The following is a 17,866-nucleotide window of genomic DNA, read 5'->3' as shown; positions in this document are numbered from 1 at the left end:
TGACAGTGTCACTGATGCGGTTATATAGTGGGCATATAGAAATTCAGTCAAACGAAAATTATTGAGGCCTCATTACTGATAAACGTTTGACTAAGGTTGGCACAAACATATGCGTAATACTTGAATCAGATTTTGTGGTATTCGATGTTGATTGTTTTGCCGCCGCCGCTAATTGAAAAGCCAATTGCGTTGCTTGTTCTGCCATGATCTGAATGGGATAGCGGACAGTTGTTAGTTTAGGATGCAGATACTTTGCAATTAAGCCATCGTCAAAGCCAATTAAAGACATCTGATTTGGTACCGTTAAACCATTACCTTCAAGTACAGATAAGCATCCCGCTGCCATATAATCGTTATAAGCCGCAATCGCCGTTATTGGTTGATTTTTGGCGAGTAGGTTAGTCATTGCGATCTCACCACCATCTTCATCTGGTGTGCCATATTCAATATAGCTTTGTGGTGCAGCCAGCTGATGTGCTTGTAACGCATCTAGATAGCCTTGCTTGCGCTGCTCAGTATCTTCAATATCATGATTGGAACAAATATAACCAATATGCTGGTGGCCATGTTTAATTAATAGCTCTGTCGCTAGATATGATCCTCGGTGGTTATCAAGCGCAATACAGCGATCAGCTATCTCAGGAATGAAGCGGTTAATAAGCACCATTCCCGGTACTTCTTGCGCGTAAGCGATTAATTCATCATTAGATAAACTTTTACTGTGAATAATTAACGTATCACAGCGGCTATTGATCAATAGTTCAATAACATCACGCTCACTGTCAGCATTATGGTAGCCATTACCTATCAATAAATGTTTATTGTGTTGGCGAGCAATATTGTCGATCGATTTGATCATCGCGCCAAAGAAAGGATCAGAAACATCACCCACTAACACGCCAATAGTATTGGTTGATTGGCTGACTAACGCACGAGCATTAGCATTGAGACGATAACCCAGCGCCTGCATTGCTTGTGTTACTGCGGTAATAGCAGCTTGACTTGCTTTTGGTGATTTATTGATCACCCTAGATACGGTTGCGACAGATACTTCGGCGAGTTTCGCCACATCTTTGATTGTTGCCATGATCACCTCTTTACTGTTGAAGCTATTAAACTACGCTTGTGTAAATAACGCAATTTAACTGTGTGATATAGCTAACTAATTTGAAATGATATTCTTTGTAAATCAATATTTAATTGGTAGTGTAAACGTTAACATAATGGGTATATATACCACGATTAATAATGAACTTAATTGAGTATTAAATACAAAGGAGATTCCATGGACACTATTTCGTACGCAGATTTCGCTAAATTAGATATTCGTGTGGGTAAAATTATTGATGTTGTTCGTCATGACAATGCCGATAAATTGTATATTGTTCAAATTGAAGTGGGTGAAACTAAGCTTCAAACCGTCACTAGTTTAGTGCCTTACTACACCGAAGAGCAATTATTGGGTAAGCAAGTGGTAGTACTATGTAATCTAGCCAAAGCCAAGATGCGCGGTGAAACATCAGAGTGCATGTTGTTATGTGCTGAAACGGATGATGAATCTGAAAGCGTGTTATTAACTCCAGAACGTTTAATGGCTACGGGCGTTAAGATTGTTTAATTACTGTTTGTAAATATGTATAGCAACTGTAGTTAGTAAAAATTGAAACTAAACGATAGGAGCCCGATTTTTTGATTACAATCGGGCTTTCAAAGTAAAACATCATCTGATTTATAGTGCTTGTTAGATTATGACGAAGGGGTATGGGCGCGTGCTTAAAAATAAATTTGAGTAAGTTAGCCGTATAATAAGTTGTTAGTTTTTTGGACTGCCTTTAGTAATTTAGGTATATAAATGAAAGTATTGAGTAACAGAGCGAAGAGTCATATTAGTGGAGAACTGTATAATCCAGACTCAGAAGGGTTACCTGAAGATAGACTTAAGGCCGCTAAATTATGCCATCAAATAAGCACATGCTTTGAAGTCGATGAAAAAAATCTTTTGATTCAAAGACTGTTTGGTTGTTCAGATGAGACGACTCAGTTAAACGGTCATTTTTTTTGCGATTATGGCTATAACATAAAAGTCGGTAAAAACTTCTATATGAATACCAACGGTGTCATTTTAGACTGTGGCAAGGTCATTATTGGTGATTATGTAATGATAGGCCCAAATGTTACATTATGCACAGCTGGACACCCACTTGATGCTGCAACTCGCTATACCTATGAAGAGTTTGCTAAACCAATTAATATAGGTAATAAAGTTTGGATTGGCGCTAATGTGGTTGTTTTACCAGGTGTAAGTATTGGCGATGGTGCTATTGTCGGTGCTGGGAGTGTTGTGACAAAAGACGTACCTGACAATACGGTTGTTGTAGGTAATCCAGCAAGAGTAGTGAAAAAAGGGATCAATGTAGCTTAGGTAAAGATTCGCAGTTAAGTGAAAGAATAAAAGAATAATGGACAGCCATAACCTTGCACATCAACCATGAGCTACTATAGTTAAGCTTCAAGTTGCTTATGGTGGAACGAATGACAATCTCAAGACGGAAATTGATAGAGCCTCAAATTACACCTTTTTATCATGTGATTAATCGCTGTGTACGTCGTGCCTATTTGTGTGGGGATGACCCGTATAACGGTAAAAACTATCAACACCGTCGAGGTTGGATAGTAAATAAAATCAAACAATTAGCTTCTGTGTTTTGTATTGATGTTTGTGCTTATGCTGTAATGAGTAACCATTATCATTTAGTGCTTAAAATAGATACAGAGCAGCAGCAAAAGTTAACTCCAGAAGCGGTAATATCTCGCTGGTTACAGTTATTTAATGGTCATCCTATTGCGGTCGAATTTTTAAAAGAGGGTCAAATTGACTCTGATAAACAACAAGCATTATCAAATTTAGTGGCTGAATGGCAGCAACGATTGGGTAGTATTAGCTGGTTTATGCGCTGTCTTAATGAAGAAATTGCGCGAAAAGCCAATAAAGAAGATCAATGTAAAGGTGCATTTTGGGAAGGGCGGTTTAAGTCTCAAGCATTACTCGACGAACAAGCGTTATTATCATGCATGATGTACGTTGATTTAAACCCGATAAGGGCGGGCGTTACACCGTCACTAGAGCAATCAGATTTTACCTCAATTCAGCAGCGTATTCGTGAATATAATCAAACGAAAACTCCCTTTAAACCATCCTTATCAAACAAAAGTCATTTCCAATTATTACCCTTTGTTGGCGCAGAACATCAAGCTAAAACCGCAGGGGTAAACTTTGCTTTTGCTGATTACCTTGAACTAATTGACTGGACTGGTCGCTGTATTCGAAATGATAAAAAAGGCTTTATTGCACCTAATCAACCCAAGATTTTACAGCAAATGGGAATAACAGCAGATGCTTGGCTTGAGCACAGTGAACAATTTATGGAACATTATGCCAATGTAAGCGGTAGATGGTCCCGAATGTGTACTTTTAAACAACGTATTGGTGGACATTGGTGTAAAGGAAAGTTAGCGAGTCATCAGTTACACCCTAATCAGACATAGTTTTTATAATCGAATGCAAATACCGCAATAACCGTTAGGATTGTGGGCTTTGTTGATCCTGAAATATAGAAAGAGAATTGATTTAATGGATAATTCAAATAATAAGTCGTAAATCTTAGATTCGAGAGTTTATTGCTAGTGGAATAAATTATTTTTTAAGATCGTTTTTTAAGAACTAAAATATATGGCTGTCCAAGGTTATTTATGGCTGTCCAAGGTTAAAGAGATACATTATTTATTTTAATTAAAACAAGTTGCGTATGAGGATAATCTTGTCTAGATCTTTACGGGCTTTAATTGCGGCCTATTTTTAATAATGTATTAATTAATAAGACTTATTAGATGAAAAAAATATTATTACTTTCCACTATTTCTTTAACATTAATTGGTTGTGGTTCACCTCGTTATACTGGTAGTTCTGTGCCAATAACAAATATTAAACCAGAGGTTGTTATTGTTCAGGATAATGATACTCGTGCTGGATTTCTCGATACAATAAAAGTTTGGCTTCAAGATAATAATTATTCGTACATTATTTCCCCTGATAATTCAAAGCATGATTTGAATAAATTAACGATTGAATATGAAGGGCATTGGGGCTGGGATCTTGCTTTGTATTTAAAAGATGCGGAGATAAAAGCATACCAAGGTGGTCAAAGAGTTGGTGATATTAAGTTTAAGGTACCTTACACCGCTAACCCTAATAAATTTGGTAATGCGAGCAAACGAATTGGTTTTATGATGGATACGTTATTTGGTCAAATGACGCCAGCTCAAGCAACAAAGGCTGCGAATTCATCTACTGTAAATTAATACTATAGTTTGTTCGTATATTACAGTCGAAATAAAGATAATTTTTAGCTGTTATTCTTGATTTCGTTTGTAATCTCACAAGGTGATAATTTGGCATTGCTCACAGATTGATACATTAGTGACTAAAATCTAATTTGGTAAACTAATATTAGCGATATTAAGTGGTTATGATATTTATTCAGCGCTAGTGTTACAAAATATTAGCTGTACTAAAGAGGGAGTAACAATATGCCACATTGTATCGTGGAATATGCCAAGGATTTAGAAAACGACATTGATTTAAATGAATTAATGACTACCGCGCATTTTTCTATTTTTAGTTCAGGTATTTTTGAAGAAGAAGACATAAAAACTCGCCTTGTTCCTTATGAAATTTATCGAACGGGAACAACAGCCAAGCCATTTGTGCATATTACATTACGTATTTTACCCGACCGTTCTGAACAGCAGAAAGATATGTTATCTGAATTGATATTGCATAATGTCGCTTCTATGTTTCATTCTGATATTGCCATTAGTGTGGAGATTGAAGATATTAATCAGCAATCTTATCGGAAATATGTAGTATAAAGTTGCAAATTAATCTTTTTTTTCAATTTTATTTGCAATGAACACTGTTTTTATGTTGTTATAGAGATGTCTACTATAAATAGGAAAAGTCATGAATAAGAAACTTCTGGTTGTTGCTTTGGGTTCATTAGCGTTAGTGGCGTGTAGTGCACAAGATGTTAAAACGACTAACGAGGCAAATATGCAAACGGGCTGTGACTATACTCACGCAATTCCTGGTGGCTGGCAACAAGGTGAAATCACACCTGAAGTAACGGCTGCAGCACAAGCCGCAGTAAAAGACATTGCTGGTGATCATCAGTTAAAAAATGTTATTCATGTTACTCAACAAGTTGTTGCTGGTATGAATTACAACGTTACATTTTCAATCGAAAATCATGACGTTTATACCGCTAAAGTTTTCCGTAGTTTAAAAAACACTTACACTGTTGAATCAGTAAACAAGAAAGTTGGCGCTGCTTCAAATTGTGATGTGCCTAATCATTTATAGCGTGTGGTTATTATTTAACCGCAACCTCTAATGAAAAAACAGCTGCTGCTATTGATTATTGATCAATACCAGCGGCTGTTTTTTTATGTCTATTTATAACACCCTAATAGCGCCTTTGTTAGGCGTTAATAAAAACAATAAACGTTCATGCATTTTATTTTAAATAACATGACTAGCACCCCTTAAAAACGCGAGATTTAGCTATTTAAGCTAATGTAAAAAAATATTTATTAGTTCACTGTTTTTACTGGTAATTAATGGTTTTTTGTTATTAATATAGGGCTGTTTTTAGACATTAATAGAGTAATAATTGATGCATGTTGCAAAAAAACAATTCGATGGCGAAGTCTTTTCCCATCAAGATTTAAGTGAAGCAACCTTTGAACAATGTCAGTTTTTTCGCTGTGATTTTTCACGTGCAAATTTAACCGATGCTTGTTTTATTGATTGTAGCTTTATTGAAGCAGGAGAGACTGACGGTTGCAGTTTTGCTTATACGAAATTAAAAGATGCCAGTTTTAAAGGTTGTAATTTAGCGATGGCAAATTTTCGTAACGCACAATGCTTTGGTATTGAATTGCACCAATGTAATCTTAAAGGTGCTGATTTCCATTATGCGTCTTTTGCTAATTACATTACGCATAATTCTTTCTTTTGTTCGGCATTTATTTCTGGATGTGATTTGAGCTATGCCAACTTAGAAAGTGTGATGCTTGAAAAATGTGAGCTATTTGAAAACCGTTGGCGTGGCGCTAATTTAATCGGCGTGTCATTTAAAGGTTCTGATTTAAGCCGTGGTGAATTTTCAAGTGAGCAATGGCAACAAGCGATATTTAATGAAGCTAACCTATGCCATGTTGATCTTGATAATGTTGATGTTCGCCGAGTGTCTTTGGAAGGGGCTCAAATTTGTGATTGGCAACAAGAGCAACTATTAGGTAATTTAGGTATCGTTGTTTTATAAATAGTTATGCTAATCAATGATCGCCACAGGAATACGGGATATGCCTGTGGCAGCATTGATTAATGGTTACCATTCACCAATGTTAGCTTGTGAAACCCACGGTTCAGCAGGGGATAACGGCTCACCTTTTTGCAGTAATTCAATTGAAATACCATCAGGCGAACGGACAAAAGCCATATGACCATCACGGGGTGGGCGATTAATCGTCACGCCGCTGTCTTGTAAGTGTTGGCATAATTGATAAATATCATCAACACGAAATGCAAGATGACCAAAATTACGGCCGCCAGTATAGGCTTCAGCATCCCAATTGTAGGTTAATTCTAATAATGGCGATTGTGTTTGAGCCGCCGTTTGTACTTGAGTGGGTGCGGCTAAAAATACTAATGTAAAACGCCCACGTTCACTTTCTTTTCTATTTGTTTCAACTAACCCTAATTTATTGCAGTAAAAGTCCAGTGAGGCATCTAAATCACTGACACGTACCATAGTGTGTAAATATTCCATTACTTCTCCTGATCAAAAAAATCCCCGCGGTTTAGTGCTATAGAATAAATCAAATAAGCACGAAAACGAACGGGGATTATCGTTAATAGCGGTTGTTGTTAATGAGTTTGCGTCGCTACAACGAGTTGTTGTTTCTTATCTTGGCGCACATGGTAGACACAACAACCGATGAACCAGACTGAACTTACTGCAATACCGATAATGGTTGAGCCTGTTATACCCATTGCAAGGTAGCCAAGGAAAGCACCGAAAGCGACAGTTAATGCGTAAGGTAACTGCGTCATAACGTGATCCATGTGATGACTGCCTGCACCTGTTGCTGACAAAATACTGGTGCTTGAAATCGGTGAACTGTGATCACCAAAGACAGAACCTGCTAATACTGCTGATAGCATAGGCATTAATAAGTTAACATCACTTGCAATCGCCATATCACCTGCCAATGGCAGCATGATACCAAATGTACCCCAACTAGTGCCGGTCGCAAAAGACATACCACATGAAAGTAAGAACACTAATGCAGGCAGTAACTCAACAGGTAGGCCATATTTTGTTAATGATGCTAAGTATTGGCCAGTTTCCATATCGCTGACAACAGTACCAATTGTCCATGCAAATAACAGAATGATAATTGCTGGCATCATCGCTTGAACACCTTGAGGTGCAGCTGTTAACCATGTCTTTAGTGGCAACTTTAAGCGCAGTGCTAACACAATGGATACTACAAGACTACATAATGCGGCATACACTAATGATGAACCTACATCTGTATGCTCGATTGAGCCAATTAAGCTAAATGCCAGACCTTTAGCGGCTAAAACTTCTGCGCCACTGATGATCATAAACACAACGCTAGAAACAGTCAGAGTAAGAATTGGTAAGACCATATCAATCATGGTGCCATTACCTTCACCTTCTGTGGTGATTTCTAGCCCTTTTGGGTGACCTTTTGATTCATCCCAAAGTTGGCCGTCACGTGCGCGCTCTTCGTGCTTACGCATTGGACCAATATCAAGTTGGAACGTGATAACCACAAGCACCATTAATAAGGTAAACACAGCATATAGATTCATTGGAATCATCTGTACGAATAATGAAATCGGACTCGTTTCAGTAATATCGTTGGTCACCAAAATACCACCAAGGATCGCAATGATATAGGCACCCCATGATGAAATAGGGGTAATAACACATACCGGTGCTGCGGTTGAATCTAACAGGTAAGCTAATTTTGCTCGTGAAATTTGAAAACGGTCAGTTACGGGGCGACAAATAGGTCCAACAGATAAGCTGTGGAAGAAGTCATCAATAAAGAAGGCAAATACCATCATACCCGTTAAGATATTGGCACTGCGACGATCTTTACAGCGACGAACACCCCATTCAGCAAATGCCTTGGTTGCGCCTGTTGCGGTCATTAAGCTAATCAAACCACCGAGTAATAACATAAATAATAACATGTTAACGTTACTGGTGTTGATCGCACCATCAGCCCAAACTAAGCCAAGAATTTGATGTAAAAGATATTGTAGTGCTGCGAGTGGGTTGAAATTATTTAGAAGGATTGATCCTGCAATAATGCCCACGCCTAAAGATAACAATACGCGGCGGGTAGTAATTGCAAGAATAACTGCCAGTAGTGCGGGAACTACTGATAATAATGAATCAGAATATTGAACTAAATTCATGGATCTCTTAAACACCTATAATAAGGTGGAGATCTACCGAAAGGATAGAGAAACAGATTTCTTTAGAAATAATACTTCTTATCCCTTAGGGTAGCGCTCCATAGACAACATAACTATGGCAGTTCTGTACTTATTAAATACAGAACCAGCGATTATTGATGACTCAATAATTACTTCGGCGCTGACTCCTTTCTTCGGCTCTCATTGGGGATCTCCCTCCAACCGAATACTTTTAGGCAGCGCGCCTCTACTCAAAGGATTAGTCTTGACTATACCTAGATATTTCTCACAAGCAATAAAAAATAATGCTAAATTGTGTAATAGGTTTAAAATACAGCAGCTCAGCTAACTGATTATAGTTTCAATCAGTTAGCACATGCTTATTTCGTTATTGTTGCATATTGTTTCGTTATTCAGGATTGTCGTTCATCGGTTGGGTCATATTATGAATATTGCCTGCAAATCCTGCTTTGATAAGATCTTGACGAATTTTAGTTACCTCTTTTTCTGCCACAGGGATATTTCTTCCCCCTAATTTTTGACGTACAAATGTAATTAATTGAGCCAAATCAGCATCATTTAAAACGGTGTTAAAACTACTCATTGGCATAAAATCTATTTCTTGTTCTAAGAAGTTTGGCATTAAGCCTCGAATAGTAACGGCAATGGTGTCATACGGATCTTTATGCATGATGATGCCATTATTAAGCAGTGCTGGTGCAATACCTTCGCGACCTTTACCATCTGGGCCATGACAAGCACCACAGGTTTGAATATACAGCCCATATAATTGTTGATCTTTAGTTTGTTGATCGGCAGGACCTTCAGCTAAATTAGGATTCTGAATATTTATTTGTGCTGGTGTTAAATCACCAAAGCCTGGTGGTGTAATTTGACCAACCGATTTATCTACTACGTTATATTTGTCGCCTGTAATAAGGTATTCCGCAATAGCACTGACATCTTCACGGGTTAAATAGCGGGTACTGTTTTTTACCACTTCCGCCATACCACCAAATGCGGTGCCTTTTTCGGAATGGCCTGTTTTAAGAAAATCAGTCAGTGAATTTACATCCCAGCGATCTTGATAAAGCTCGGTTGCGGTAATATCAGGTGCCATCCAACCATCAATTAAATTACCTTGAAAGAGCTTATCGGCAATTAACGCTTGAGCAATATTTCGTGGTGTGTGGCACTCAGAACAGTGACCTAAGCTCATGGTTAAATATTTACCTCGACGCCAAGTTTCAGTGCTGTTGGCTGGATATTGTAATGGGTCGGTATCAAGAAATGCGATATTCCAACCTAATAAGCCTAAGCGAATATTACTTGGAAACATCATTTGGTTATCTAAATTACGAGTATTCACATAATCGAGTGATTGCATGTATACCCACAATGCTTTGGTATCAGCATCAGTGATGTATTGATAAGAAGAGTAGGGCATTGCAGGATAAAGATAGCCGTGCTTGCCTTTACCTTTATGCAGAGCATCATAAAACTCAGTATATGTGTAATCACCAATTCCAAATTCAGGGTGCGATGAAATATTAGTGGAATACAATGTACCAAATGGAGTAACAAAACCTAATCCGCCACCAAATAATTCGCCACCTTCACCAGTATGACAAGCAACGCAGTCTCCAGCGTAAGCGAGATATTGTCCTTGAGTAATTTGCTCTTTGTTTAATTGGGCAATTTCGGTTTTACGAACAGTATTTTGATGACGTAGATAGGCGCCTAATGCTTGAATTTCAGCATCAGAAAGTTGCTGGGCAAAGGCTGGCATAACATTATTAAGACCATTGTTTATGGTATGCGTAATGCCCTCAATACTGCCATTATGTAACCAGATATTATCGGTTAAATTGGGTGCACCTAGTAATTGATTGCCTTTTGCATCACTACCGTGACAACTGGTACAGTTTTTATTAAAGACAGTTTTACCTTGCTGTAATGCAAAACTTGATGCTGAAAGAATACGATCAGCTTGTAACGAGGCAATATAAGTGGCGACATGATTGATATCTTCAGCAGATAGAAGAGTTTTCCAACCCGCCATAACACCATTACGGCCTTGAGTAATGGAGTGATAAATATCTTTATCTGTACCGCCATAAAGCCACACATCATCAGTTAAGTTAGGAAAGTGGGTTTGACCTTCCGCTTCACTCAAATGACAAGCGGCACAATGGGTTTGAAACAGGGCTTTACCCGTGGTTACTATGGTATCGTCTTGGCTCAATTGCAGATATGAACTGTCGCTGAGTTTTGCTTGTATGATTTGTGCTTCTAAATCAGTCGCATGAGGCTGAGTAGCTTCACTGGTTGATTTCCATGCCATTAAGCCTTGCCAGTTACCAAGTCCAGGGTAAAGCACTAAAAATATAGCAGCGAATAGAAATGCAATGCCATAAGAGAACAATAATAACTTAGGAACAGCAGCATCGTTTTCTTGAATGTTATCAAAACTATCAACTGTTTTATCTTTATCTGCAGTATGATTTTTTCGCCAATAATACACCACGACGATGAGCATAAAAATTAAAAACAGTAAGGTCAATAATGTAACCCAATTGCTCCAGAAAGTGTTCATTGCTGTACTCCCTGCTCGTGTCCTAGACTTTGTAAATAAGCAATCAGTGCCTCAGCTTTGGTATGACCTTTAACGGCAAGGCGTGCTTGTTGTATTTCTTTATCATTATAAGGCACACCTAATATGCGTAATGCTTTGAGTTTTGCTTCTGCATCTTCTCCATCTAGCACCTGTTCAAATAACCAAGGATAGGCGGGCATGATAGAGGTGGGTACAACATCACGTGGATTATTTAGGTGTATAGCATGCCATTGATCAGAGTATTTGCGTCCAAGATTGGTGAGATCAGGGCCGGTACGTTTAGATCCCCATAAATTAGGAAATTCATAAATGTCATCGCTTTCTCGGCTATAGCGGCCATAACGTTTTATTTCTGCATCTAAGGGGCGCACCATCATAGTATGGCAAGTATGACAGCCCTCACTGATGTAGACATCTCGGCCTTCGACTTCTAATGCTGTCAGTGGTTTAGCACTGGATTCTGCAATTAGTTTGTCTTGATAAAAGAATGCGGGTAGCACCCAAACAAGAAAAGAAATACTGGCAACAATGACGGTGGAAATAATTAAGATAAACACCGATTGTGTGAAATCTTTATTAAGCATGTTCATTGATCTCCTCAGTTGAGGATGGGGTTGTTAATGGCTGTTTTAGGGTGCGATAAAGGTTATATATCATTAGTACTAACCCAAATACAAAGCTGACACCACCGATGAAACGCGCCAACATCCATGGTGAGGAAAAGTTCATTGCATCTACAAAACTATAAGTTAAGCTGCCATTTGGCTCTTGTTGTAACCACATATAACCTTGACCAATGCCAGCGATCCACAATGCTACTGCGTAAATAAGAATTCCTATATGTGCAAACCAAAAATGCCATTTAACTAAGCGATTCGACCATAATTGCTGGTGGCCCCAAAGGCGGGGAATAAAATAATAAAAAACCGCAATGGCAGACATGCCCACCCAACCTAGAGCCGCAGAATGCACATGACCGATGATCCAGTCAGTGTTGTGCGCAATCATATTAAACCAACGAATAGCCAGTAATGGGCCTTCAAATGTGGCAAGGGCATAATAGATAATGGCGGAGAAAAAGAACCACATAATGTAATCATGCTTGAGCTTAGGTTTGTTACTGAGTAAGGTCATAATGCTATTAAATGCACCACCCCAAGAGGGGAGCCATAAAATAAGTGACATTACGATCCCAAGATTTTGTAGCCAATCAGGAACAGAAGAATAAATAAGATGGTGTGTACCGGCCCATGTATAAAATCCAACTAGGCCCCAAAAGTGAATAATAGACAAACGGTAAGAGTAGATTGGGCGGTCGGATATTTTAGGAATGAAGTAGTAGTTCATTCCAATAATACCAGCGGTCAGAAGGAAGCCAACGGCATTATGCCCCCACCACCATTGTACGATTGCATCTTCAGCGCCAGAATAAATTGAATATGATTTCCAGAAGGTTACGGGCAATTCAAGATTATTGACGATAAAAATCATCGCAATAACTAAAATAAAAGCGCCATAAAACCAGTTGGCGACAAATATATGTGCCACGGTTCTTTTGGCGATGGTGCCAAAAAATAAAATGGCATACAGAACCCAAACAACTGCAATTAAAATATCAATTGGCCATTCAAGTTCGGCATATTCTTTTGAGGTAGTAAAACCAAGTGGTAGCGTAATAACAGCAAGGATTAATATAAGTTGCCAACCATAGTAAACAAACCAAGACAGGCAGTGGTTAAATAATGGCACTTTACAGGTTCGTTGAACGATATAAAGCGAAGTACCCATTAAAATATTCACCACAAAACCAAAAATAACCCCGTTGGTATGTAATGGTCGTAGGCGACCGAATTGAAAATACTCTGAGTTTAAATTGAGCGCGGGCCAATAAAGTTGTCCTGCAAGAATAACGCCTATCGTCATGGCTATTAGTCCCCAGATAACACTAGTAACCATGAAGTATTTAACAACTTTATAATTGTATTGAATATCCATTCTTAAAACCTTTGACTGTGTTATTTGTCAAAAAACAATTTGTTAAATTAATCGCGCTATGTTGCTATTGATATATGGTTACTAATTATTATCGTTTGTAGATTTTGATTTAACGTGATTAAAATAATACGCAATATCTAGCATATCTTGTTCACTTAATACGTCAGCCTGTGCATGCATAAGAATGGCTAACCCGTCATTACGTTGACGTAATTTATAGGCTTTCAATGCTGCGACAAAATACGCTTGTTTTTGGCCTTGAAGATTAGGGTAGGTATCAATGGTAGAAATGCCATCAACACCATGACACGTCATACATACCACTGATTTTTCTTTGCCTTGCAAGTACTGTGTTTCCGTATTGGATTCTGTGGCTGTAACGGCTATCGAGCAAAGGAAGGTGCAAGTTGTGAATATGAATCTAACGAATGAATGTTGTGTCATAGTCGATACTCTATTTTATCATTATGATCGTGTATTAACGGTGGCGTAATTAAATCTTGTTATTTAAAGATAGAGTAAAAGGTGCTTTTTTGAGGAGGAGATCGTGTGATTTTTCGAGCAGTATTTCTTAAAGATAGGAATAATGACGTTCTATTTTAGTTATGGTTGTTTTAATTATAAATTATAATTTCAGGCGGTCTTCTTAATAAACAGTTGTTTAGTTGTATATCAATCAAGAGAATGGAGTTTGAAATAAGTGGTGGATATTAACTATGAGCTACAATGTAAATAAGCGATGATTATGATTATTTATATATTAGATGGTTATTGGTTATATGGTTATTAGTTATATAATGCAGCTATTATTATAACGAGTTAACAAATATGAAACTATTTAATGGTATTTAGTATCATAATCTAATATTTTATAGGTGTTTATAAAAAATAAGGATGTTTACTATGAACTTCTTCTTCCGTTCAAAAAAGAAGGCTGCAAAAGTAACAACAGCATTACAAGCAAAGGAAAGGCTTGTAAGTGAAATTACCCGCCACAGAACATCACGACATTTACAATTGATGAAAGAAGAGTTAAGTGCGTTGTTAGCGCAATTCTCTCATATTAAAGAGAATAAAATTGACGTAGTTGAGAACACAAAATCCCAATTAGTTTTAAAAATCAATGCCAAACTAAGTCATTAAATTATGATAAATATTATTGTATTTAGTAATTAAAAAGCCGACATTATATCGGCTTTTTAATCGAGGTAATATGCCGCTATTATTGAGCTACTATACTCAATCTTAACGTGCAGCTTCAAACGCAAGCGCTTTTTTCTCAAACACTCGAAACAGTAATGTCAGTAAACCATTAACCGCAAGATAGAATGCTCCCGCCACAGCAAAGACCGTCAAAGTATCATAAGTTTGTGCGTTAATACGTTGTGCATAACCCATAATATCCATAATCGTAATCGTGCTGGCAAGTGATGTGCCTTTAAATACTAAGATCACTTCGTTTGAATAAGCAGGCACTGCACGACGAATAGCAAAAGGCAGTAATACCCCCAATGTTGCTTTAGTATTCATACCAAGAGCGTGACAAGCATGCCATTGACCTTGAGGTATGGCATCAAAAGCCCCTTTAAATAGCTGGGTACTATAAGCTGCCGTATTTAAAGCCAATGCCAGCATGGCACAAAACCAAGGTTGGCTTAACCAATCCCATACGAAGCTTTGACGAATAACTTCAAATTGTCCTGGGCCATAATAGACTAAAAATATTTGTACTAATAATGGCGTTCCCGTAAAGAGGGTGATGATACCGCGGCTGATCCAGTGAAGAATTGGGGTACGTAATATCAAACTTGCCGTCATTAATAACGCCAAACTACAACCGACCAATAAAGAGGCTGCGGTTAACTCAAGGCTGGTAATTAACCCTTGTACCATTAGCCAAAAATTTTGTTCATTCATGCGGTTGCTCCTTGGCTTTTATGGGTTTGAGTACTAGAGCCATCTTGCTCGCTGAATTTCTTTTCAATTATTTTAATCAGACGTTGCGTGATTAAGGTAATAATTAAATACACCGCTGCAGCCGTGGCATACCACGTAAAGCTTTCATGCGTTGCTGCTGATGCTAATTGGGCTTGCTTTAATAAATCAGTAACACCAATTAACGAAACAAGTGCGGTGTCTTTTAATAATACCAACCATTGATTAGTCAAACCGGGCAACGCATGACGCACTGTTTGCGGCAAAATAATGCTGAAAAAAGTACGTTGTTTACTTATTCCAAGTGCCGTTGCTGCTTCGCGTTGACCTTTGGGAACAGCTTTAAGTGCTCCTCGTATCGTTTGAGCGGCATAAGAAGCAAAGATAAGTGATAATGCAATGACACCAGATAAAAAGGGGCTGATCTCAATGAATTCGCCAGTGACATAAAAAATAATTTCGCCCGAACCAAAAAAGATAAAAAGTACAACTAATAGTTCAGGCAGACCACGGAGGATAGTCACGATAAATGTTGTTGGCCACGCGATAGCACGATATCGTGACATTTCGCCGCCTGCAAATAACATCGCTAAAACTAACCCTACCGCTAAACTGACAAAAGCAAGCTGGATTGTCATCCAGCTAGCCTCTAGCAGGGATTGTGAATATCCCGTTAATATCATAACTTACTTACCAAAATACTGTTCAAAGATTGCTTGGTACTGGCCATTTGCTTTAATGGCTGCCAGCGCTTTATTTAATTGTTCTACTAATGCTTGGTTGTTTTTATTTACTGCAATGCCAAAACCATTACCGAAATATTTCGCATTGGTAACCGGCTTACCGACATAAGACAGTTTGTCGCCGTTGTCTTTCTTAAACCATTCAGCCACAACAGCAGTATCACCAAATACAGAATCAATACGGCCATTTTGCATATCAATAAATGCATCTTGGTAACTGGTATAAGGTACCGCTGTTACGGCAGGCATTTGATCGGTGATATAGCTCTGGTGTGTTGAACCATTTTGTACACCGACACGCTTACCTGTTAGGGCTGCTTGATCAGCAACATGGTCTTTTAATGATACAAACGCAGCGGCATTGTCATAATAGGTATTACTAAAACTGACTTGTTGTTGACGTGCCTCGGTAATATCCATTGCTGAAATTGCAGCATCATAACGTTTGAATTTTAGCGCAGGAATTAGACTATCAAACGCTTGATTATGGAACGTACAGGTTGCTTTCATTTCTGAACACAAGGCTTTAGCAATATCAATATCAAAACCTTGAATTTGATTGTTCGCATCCATGTATTCAAATGGTGCATAAGTCGCTTCTGTTGCAAATTTAAGATCTTGTGCCATGACATGACCAGATGCTAAGCCAATTATTGCCGCTAATAACATTTTTTTCATCGCTATACTCCATGCGGATTGATCACGTAGTTTTCTATCTACGCAGTTTTAAAAAAGAGACCTATTAATGGTTAAGGTATTCTGCAAATTGGGTGGTTTTTGGTGTTGTAAAAGAGTCATGGTTACCATGTTCAATCACACGTCCGTCTTCCATATATAAAATGTGACTTGCAATTTTTTTTGCAAAATCAACTTCATGAGTAACGACAACTTGGGTTATCCCTGTGCCGCTGAGATCTTTTATGATCTTAACGATTTGACTAGTGATCTCTGGATCCAAGGCTGCGGTTGGCTCATCAAATAGCAACACGTCAGGTTTCATCATCAATGCACGCGCAATCGCGACTCGTTGTTGTTGGCCACCAGAAAGTTGTAACGGCCATGCATTTGCTTTATCTGCAAGGTGTAATTGCGTCAAAATATCCAATGCTTGTTGTTTAGCAATCGCTTTATCGAGACCTAATACTTTGGTTGGTGCTTCGATTAAATTTTCAATCACTGTTTTATGGGGCCAGAGATTGTACTGTTGAAAAACCATTCCCACTTTTTTTCTCAACGCTAAGCCTTTTTGTTCTGAAATAGGCTTTGAAAAATCAAATATATTATTAGCTATCGTTAAATTGCCATCTGTTGCGTTCTCTAGCAGGTTTAATACACGCAATAATGAGCTCTTTCCTGCGCCGCTTGGGCCTAATAAAACGAGGGTTTCGCCAGTGTTACAAGTAAAGCTGACATCATGCAGTACTTGGTTTTGACCGTAAAATTTATTGATATTACTTACTTGAATACTCATGCTCTAATACTGCATTAATCATCACTTAATTTATATACTACTCATCACGATATCTTATGCAAGGAAAATGTATAAAAAAATAATATGTTGCGTATTTGTTTAATTACTAATGATTTAACCTGCTAAATTACTTAGTTACAATGTTTATTTTTAACAATTAATAAACCTTATCTAAATGTTAGAGTTTGAGTGCATAATAGTGATTAGAAAGAGATGTTTCATTGTTTTAATGGAATGATTAATTAGTCATTGTTGTGTGAGTCATTATGTAAGTGGATTTATAGTTGGATAGGGGCGATATTATTGTTTTTATTTATGCTTAAATAGCACATATTGATAGGAAGATAGGAAGATAGGAAGATAGGAAGATAGGAAGATAGGAAGATAGGAAGATAGGAAGTGTAGTGGTCAACAAATACTGGCCACAGTTTTAGAGGTTAACCAATATAATCGTTCAGATTCATTAGGGGTTAATCCGCCATTATATTGGTGAGGCCTTAGTTGGCTGTAATAGCCAATAATATATC

At 37.9% G+C, this 17,866-nt stretch carries 19 protein-coding genes and 1 riboswitch; of the genes, 8 read left to right on the top strand and 11 right to left on the bottom strand.

Features of this window, described 5'->3' with window-relative positions; translation table 11 throughout:
* Positions 1-58: 58 nt before the first annotated feature.
* Positions 59-1,087 carry a substrate-binding domain-containing protein gene (locus C9I86_RS16390; RefSeq protein ID WP_107276946.1) on the bottom strand — a complete coding sequence of 343 codons (1,029 nt, stop codon included), beginning with the start codon at positions 1,085-1,087 and terminating at the stop codon, positions 59-61.
* 198 nt (positions 1,088-1,285) lie between these two features.
* Between C9I86_RS16390 and C9I86_RS16385 the strand changes: the two genes are divergently transcribed.
* The 7 genes from C9I86_RS16385 (at position 1,286) to C9I86_RS16355 (ending at position 6,383) form a co-directional block, all read left to right on the top strand.
* Positions 1,286-1,618, top strand: coding sequence for a tRNA-binding protein (locus C9I86_RS16385; protein ID WP_080174853.1), 333 nt, complete (start codon positions 1,286-1,288; stop codon positions 1,616-1,618).
* Positions 1,619-1,852: 234 nt separating this feature from the next.
* Positions 1,853-2,422 (top strand): sugar O-acetyltransferase, encoded by a 570-nt coding sequence (locus tag C9I86_RS16380; RefSeq protein WP_107276945.1) that lies wholly within the window; start codon positions 1,853-1,855, stop codon positions 2,420-2,422.
* 110 nt (positions 2,423-2,532) lie between these two features.
* The gene (locus C9I86_RS16375) at positions 2,533-3,546 is read left to right on the top strand and encodes a transposase (RefSeq protein WP_107276944.1); all 1,014 of its coding nucleotides are present in this window, start codon (positions 2,533-2,535) and stop codon (positions 3,544-3,546) included.
* 342 nt (positions 3,547-3,888) lie between these two features.
* A complete protein-coding gene (locus C9I86_RS16370) occupies positions 3,889-4,359 on the top strand; it encodes an Sbal_3080 family lipoprotein (protein WP_080157685.1) in 471 nt (156 codons plus the stop codon).
* Positions 4,360-4,587: 228 nt separating this feature from the next.
* Positions 4,588-4,929, top strand: a complete 342-nt coding sequence (locus C9I86_RS16365; RefSeq protein ID WP_107276943.1) for a 5-carboxymethyl-2-hydroxymuconate Delta-isomerase — start codon at positions 4,588-4,590, stop codon at positions 4,927-4,929.
* Positions 4,930-5,020: 91 nt separating this feature from the next.
* On the top strand, positions 5,021-5,419 hold the full coding sequence (locus tag C9I86_RS16360; RefSeq protein WP_080157683.1) for a cystatin domain-containing protein: 399 nt from the start codon (positions 5,021-5,023) through the stop codon (positions 5,417-5,419).
* 313 nt (positions 5,420-5,732) lie between these two features.
* The gene (locus C9I86_RS16355) at positions 5,733-6,383 is read left to right on the top strand and encodes a Qnr family pentapeptide repeat protein (protein ID WP_080157682.1); all 651 of its coding nucleotides are present in this window, start codon (positions 5,733-5,735) and stop codon (positions 6,381-6,383) included.
* A 66-nt stretch (positions 6,384-6,449) separates the two neighbouring features.
* Here the strand turns inward: C9I86_RS16355 and C9I86_RS16350 are convergent, their stop codons facing one another.
* The 6 genes from C9I86_RS16350 to C9I86_RS16325 all read right to left on the bottom strand — a co-directional run bounded on the left by C9I86_RS16350 (position 6,450) and on the right by C9I86_RS16325 (position 13,535).
* Positions 6,450-6,890, bottom strand: coding sequence for a VOC family protein (locus tag C9I86_RS16350; protein ID WP_107276942.1), 441 nt, complete (start codon positions 6,888-6,890; stop codon positions 6,450-6,452).
* 98 nt (positions 6,891-6,988) lie between these two features.
* The gene (locus C9I86_RS16345; protein WP_107276941.1) at positions 6,989-8,578 is read right to left on the bottom strand and encodes a Na+/H+ antiporter NhaC family protein; all 1,590 of its coding nucleotides are present in this window, start codon (positions 8,576-8,578) and stop codon (positions 6,989-6,991) included.
* Between the two features lie 83 nt (positions 8,579-8,661).
* Positions 8,662-8,836, bottom strand: a riboswitch (Lysine riboswitch).
* A gap of 151 nt (positions 8,837-8,987) precedes the next feature.
* Positions 8,988-11,174 (bottom strand): cytochrome-c oxidase, cbb3-type subunit III, encoded by a 2,187-nt coding sequence (ccoP, locus tag C9I86_RS16340; RefSeq protein WP_107276940.1) that lies wholly within the window; start codon positions 11,172-11,174, stop codon positions 8,988-8,990.
* Positions 11,171-11,779 (bottom strand): cytochrome-c oxidase, cbb3-type subunit II, encoded by a 609-nt coding sequence (gene ccoO / locus C9I86_RS16335; protein ID WP_107276968.1) that lies wholly within the window; start codon positions 11,777-11,779, stop codon positions 11,171-11,173. The genes ccoP and ccoO overlap by 4 nt, the downstream gene beginning before the upstream one ends.
* Positions 11,772-13,190, bottom strand: a complete 1,419-nt coding sequence (gene ccoN / locus C9I86_RS16330; RefSeq protein WP_080157678.1) for a cytochrome-c oxidase, cbb3-type subunit I — start codon at positions 13,188-13,190, stop codon at positions 11,772-11,774. The genes ccoO and ccoN overlap by 8 nt, the downstream gene beginning before the upstream one ends.
* An 81-nt stretch (positions 13,191-13,271) precedes the next feature.
* Positions 13,272-13,535 (bottom strand): cytochrome c, encoded by a 264-nt coding sequence (locus tag C9I86_RS16325; RefSeq protein WP_369926053.1) that lies wholly within the window; start codon positions 13,533-13,535, stop codon positions 13,272-13,274.
* Positions 13,536-14,093: 558 nt separating this feature from the next.
* On the opposite strand from C9I86_RS16325, the gene C9I86_RS16320 reads away from it, so the two are divergent.
* Positions 14,094-14,333: a hypothetical protein gene (locus C9I86_RS16320; protein WP_080157676.1), complete on the top strand. Its 240-nt coding sequence runs from the start codon at positions 14,094-14,096 to the stop codon at positions 14,331-14,333.
* A 102-nt stretch (positions 14,334-14,435) separates the two neighbouring features.
* Here C9I86_RS16320 and artM read toward each other — a convergent pair whose 3' ends face one another.
* The 4 genes from artM to artP form a co-directional block, all read right to left on the bottom strand.
* A complete protein-coding gene (gene artM, locus C9I86_RS16315; RefSeq protein WP_107276939.1) occupies positions 14,436-15,107 on the bottom strand; it encodes an arginine ABC transporter permease ArtM in 672 nt (223 codons plus the stop codon).
* A complete protein-coding gene (gene artQ, locus C9I86_RS16310; protein ID WP_080157674.1) occupies positions 15,104-15,808 on the bottom strand; it encodes an arginine ABC transporter permease ArtQ in 705 nt (234 codons plus the stop codon). Before artQ ends, artM begins: the two co-directional genes overlap by 4 nt.
* A 3-nt stretch (positions 15,809-15,811) precedes the next feature.
* A complete protein-coding gene (locus C9I86_RS16305) occupies positions 15,812-16,546 on the bottom strand; it encodes a lysine/arginine/ornithine ABC transporter substrate-binding protein (RefSeq protein WP_107276938.1) in 735 nt (244 codons plus the stop codon).
* A 64-nt stretch (positions 16,547-16,610) separates the two neighbouring features.
* A complete protein-coding gene (gene artP / locus C9I86_RS16300; protein WP_080157672.1) occupies positions 16,611-17,339 on the bottom strand; it encodes an arginine ABC transporter ATP-binding protein ArtP in 729 nt (242 codons plus the stop codon).
* Positions 17,340-17,866 lie beyond the last annotated feature (527 nt).

The sequence above is a fragment of the Photobacterium sp. NCIMB 13483 genome (assembly GCF_003025475.1).
Classification (GTDB): Bacteria; Pseudomonadota; Gammaproteobacteria; order Enterobacterales; family Vibrionaceae; genus Photobacterium; species Photobacterium piscicola.
This window is presented reverse-complemented; position numbering and strand designations above follow the sequence as displayed.

Coding starts and splice junctions, on each gene's coding strand:
- C9I86_RS16390 (WP_107276946.1), bottom strand. CDS start 1,087: ATGGCAACAATCAAAGATGTGGCGAAACTCGCCGAAGTATCTGTCGCA.
- C9I86_RS16385 (WP_080174853.1), top strand. CDS start 1,286: ATGGACACTATTTCGTACGCAGATTTCGCTAAATTAGATATTCGTGTG.
- C9I86_RS16380 (WP_107276945.1), top strand. CDS start 1,853: ATGAAAGTATTGAGTAACAGAGCGAAGAGTCATATTAGTGGAGAACTG.
- C9I86_RS16375 (WP_107276944.1), top strand. CDS start 2,533: ATGACAATCTCAAGACGGAAATTGATAGAGCCTCAAATTACACCTTTT.
- C9I86_RS16370 (WP_080157685.1), top strand. CDS start 3,889: ATGAAAAAAATATTATTACTTTCCACTATTTCTTTAACATTAATTGGT.
- C9I86_RS16365 (WP_107276943.1), top strand. CDS start 4,588: ATGCCACATTGTATCGTGGAATATGCCAAGGATTTAGAAAACGACATT.
- C9I86_RS16360 (WP_080157683.1), top strand. CDS start 5,021: ATGAATAAGAAACTTCTGGTTGTTGCTTTGGGTTCATTAGCGTTAGTG.
- C9I86_RS16355 (WP_080157682.1), top strand. CDS start 5,733: ATGCATGTTGCAAAAAAACAATTCGATGGCGAAGTCTTTTCCCATCAA.
- C9I86_RS16350 (WP_107276942.1), bottom strand. CDS start 6,890: ATGGAATATTTACACACTATGGTACGTGTCAGTGATTTAGATGCCTCA.
- C9I86_RS16345 (WP_107276941.1), bottom strand. CDS start 8,578: ATGAATTTAGTTCAATATTCTGATTCATTATTATCAGTAGTTCCCGCA.
- ccoP (WP_107276940.1), bottom strand. CDS start 11,174: ATGAACACTTTCTGGAGCAATTGGGTTACATTATTGACCTTACTGTTT.
- ccoO (WP_107276968.1), bottom strand. CDS start 11,779: ATGCTTAATAAAGATTTCACACAATCGGTGTTTATCTTAATTATTTCC.
- ccoN (WP_080157678.1), bottom strand. CDS start 13,190: ATGGATATTCAATACAATTATAAAGTTGTTAAATACTTCATGGTTACT.
- C9I86_RS16320 (WP_080157676.1), top strand. CDS start 14,094: ATGAACTTCTTCTTCCGTTCAAAAAAGAAGGCTGCAAAAGTAACAACA.
- artM (WP_107276939.1), bottom strand. CDS start 15,107: ATGAATGAACAAAATTTTTGGCTAATGGTACAAGGGTTAATTACCAGC.
- artQ (WP_080157674.1), bottom strand. CDS start 15,808: ATGATATTAACGGGATATTCACAATCCCTGCTAGAGGCTAGCTGGATG.
- C9I86_RS16305 (WP_107276938.1), bottom strand. CDS start 16,546: ATGAAAAAAATGTTATTAGCGGCAATAATTGGCTTAGCATCTGGTCAT.
- artP (WP_080157672.1), bottom strand. CDS start 17,339: ATGAGTATTCAAGTAAGTAATATCAATAAATTTTACGGTCAAAACCAA.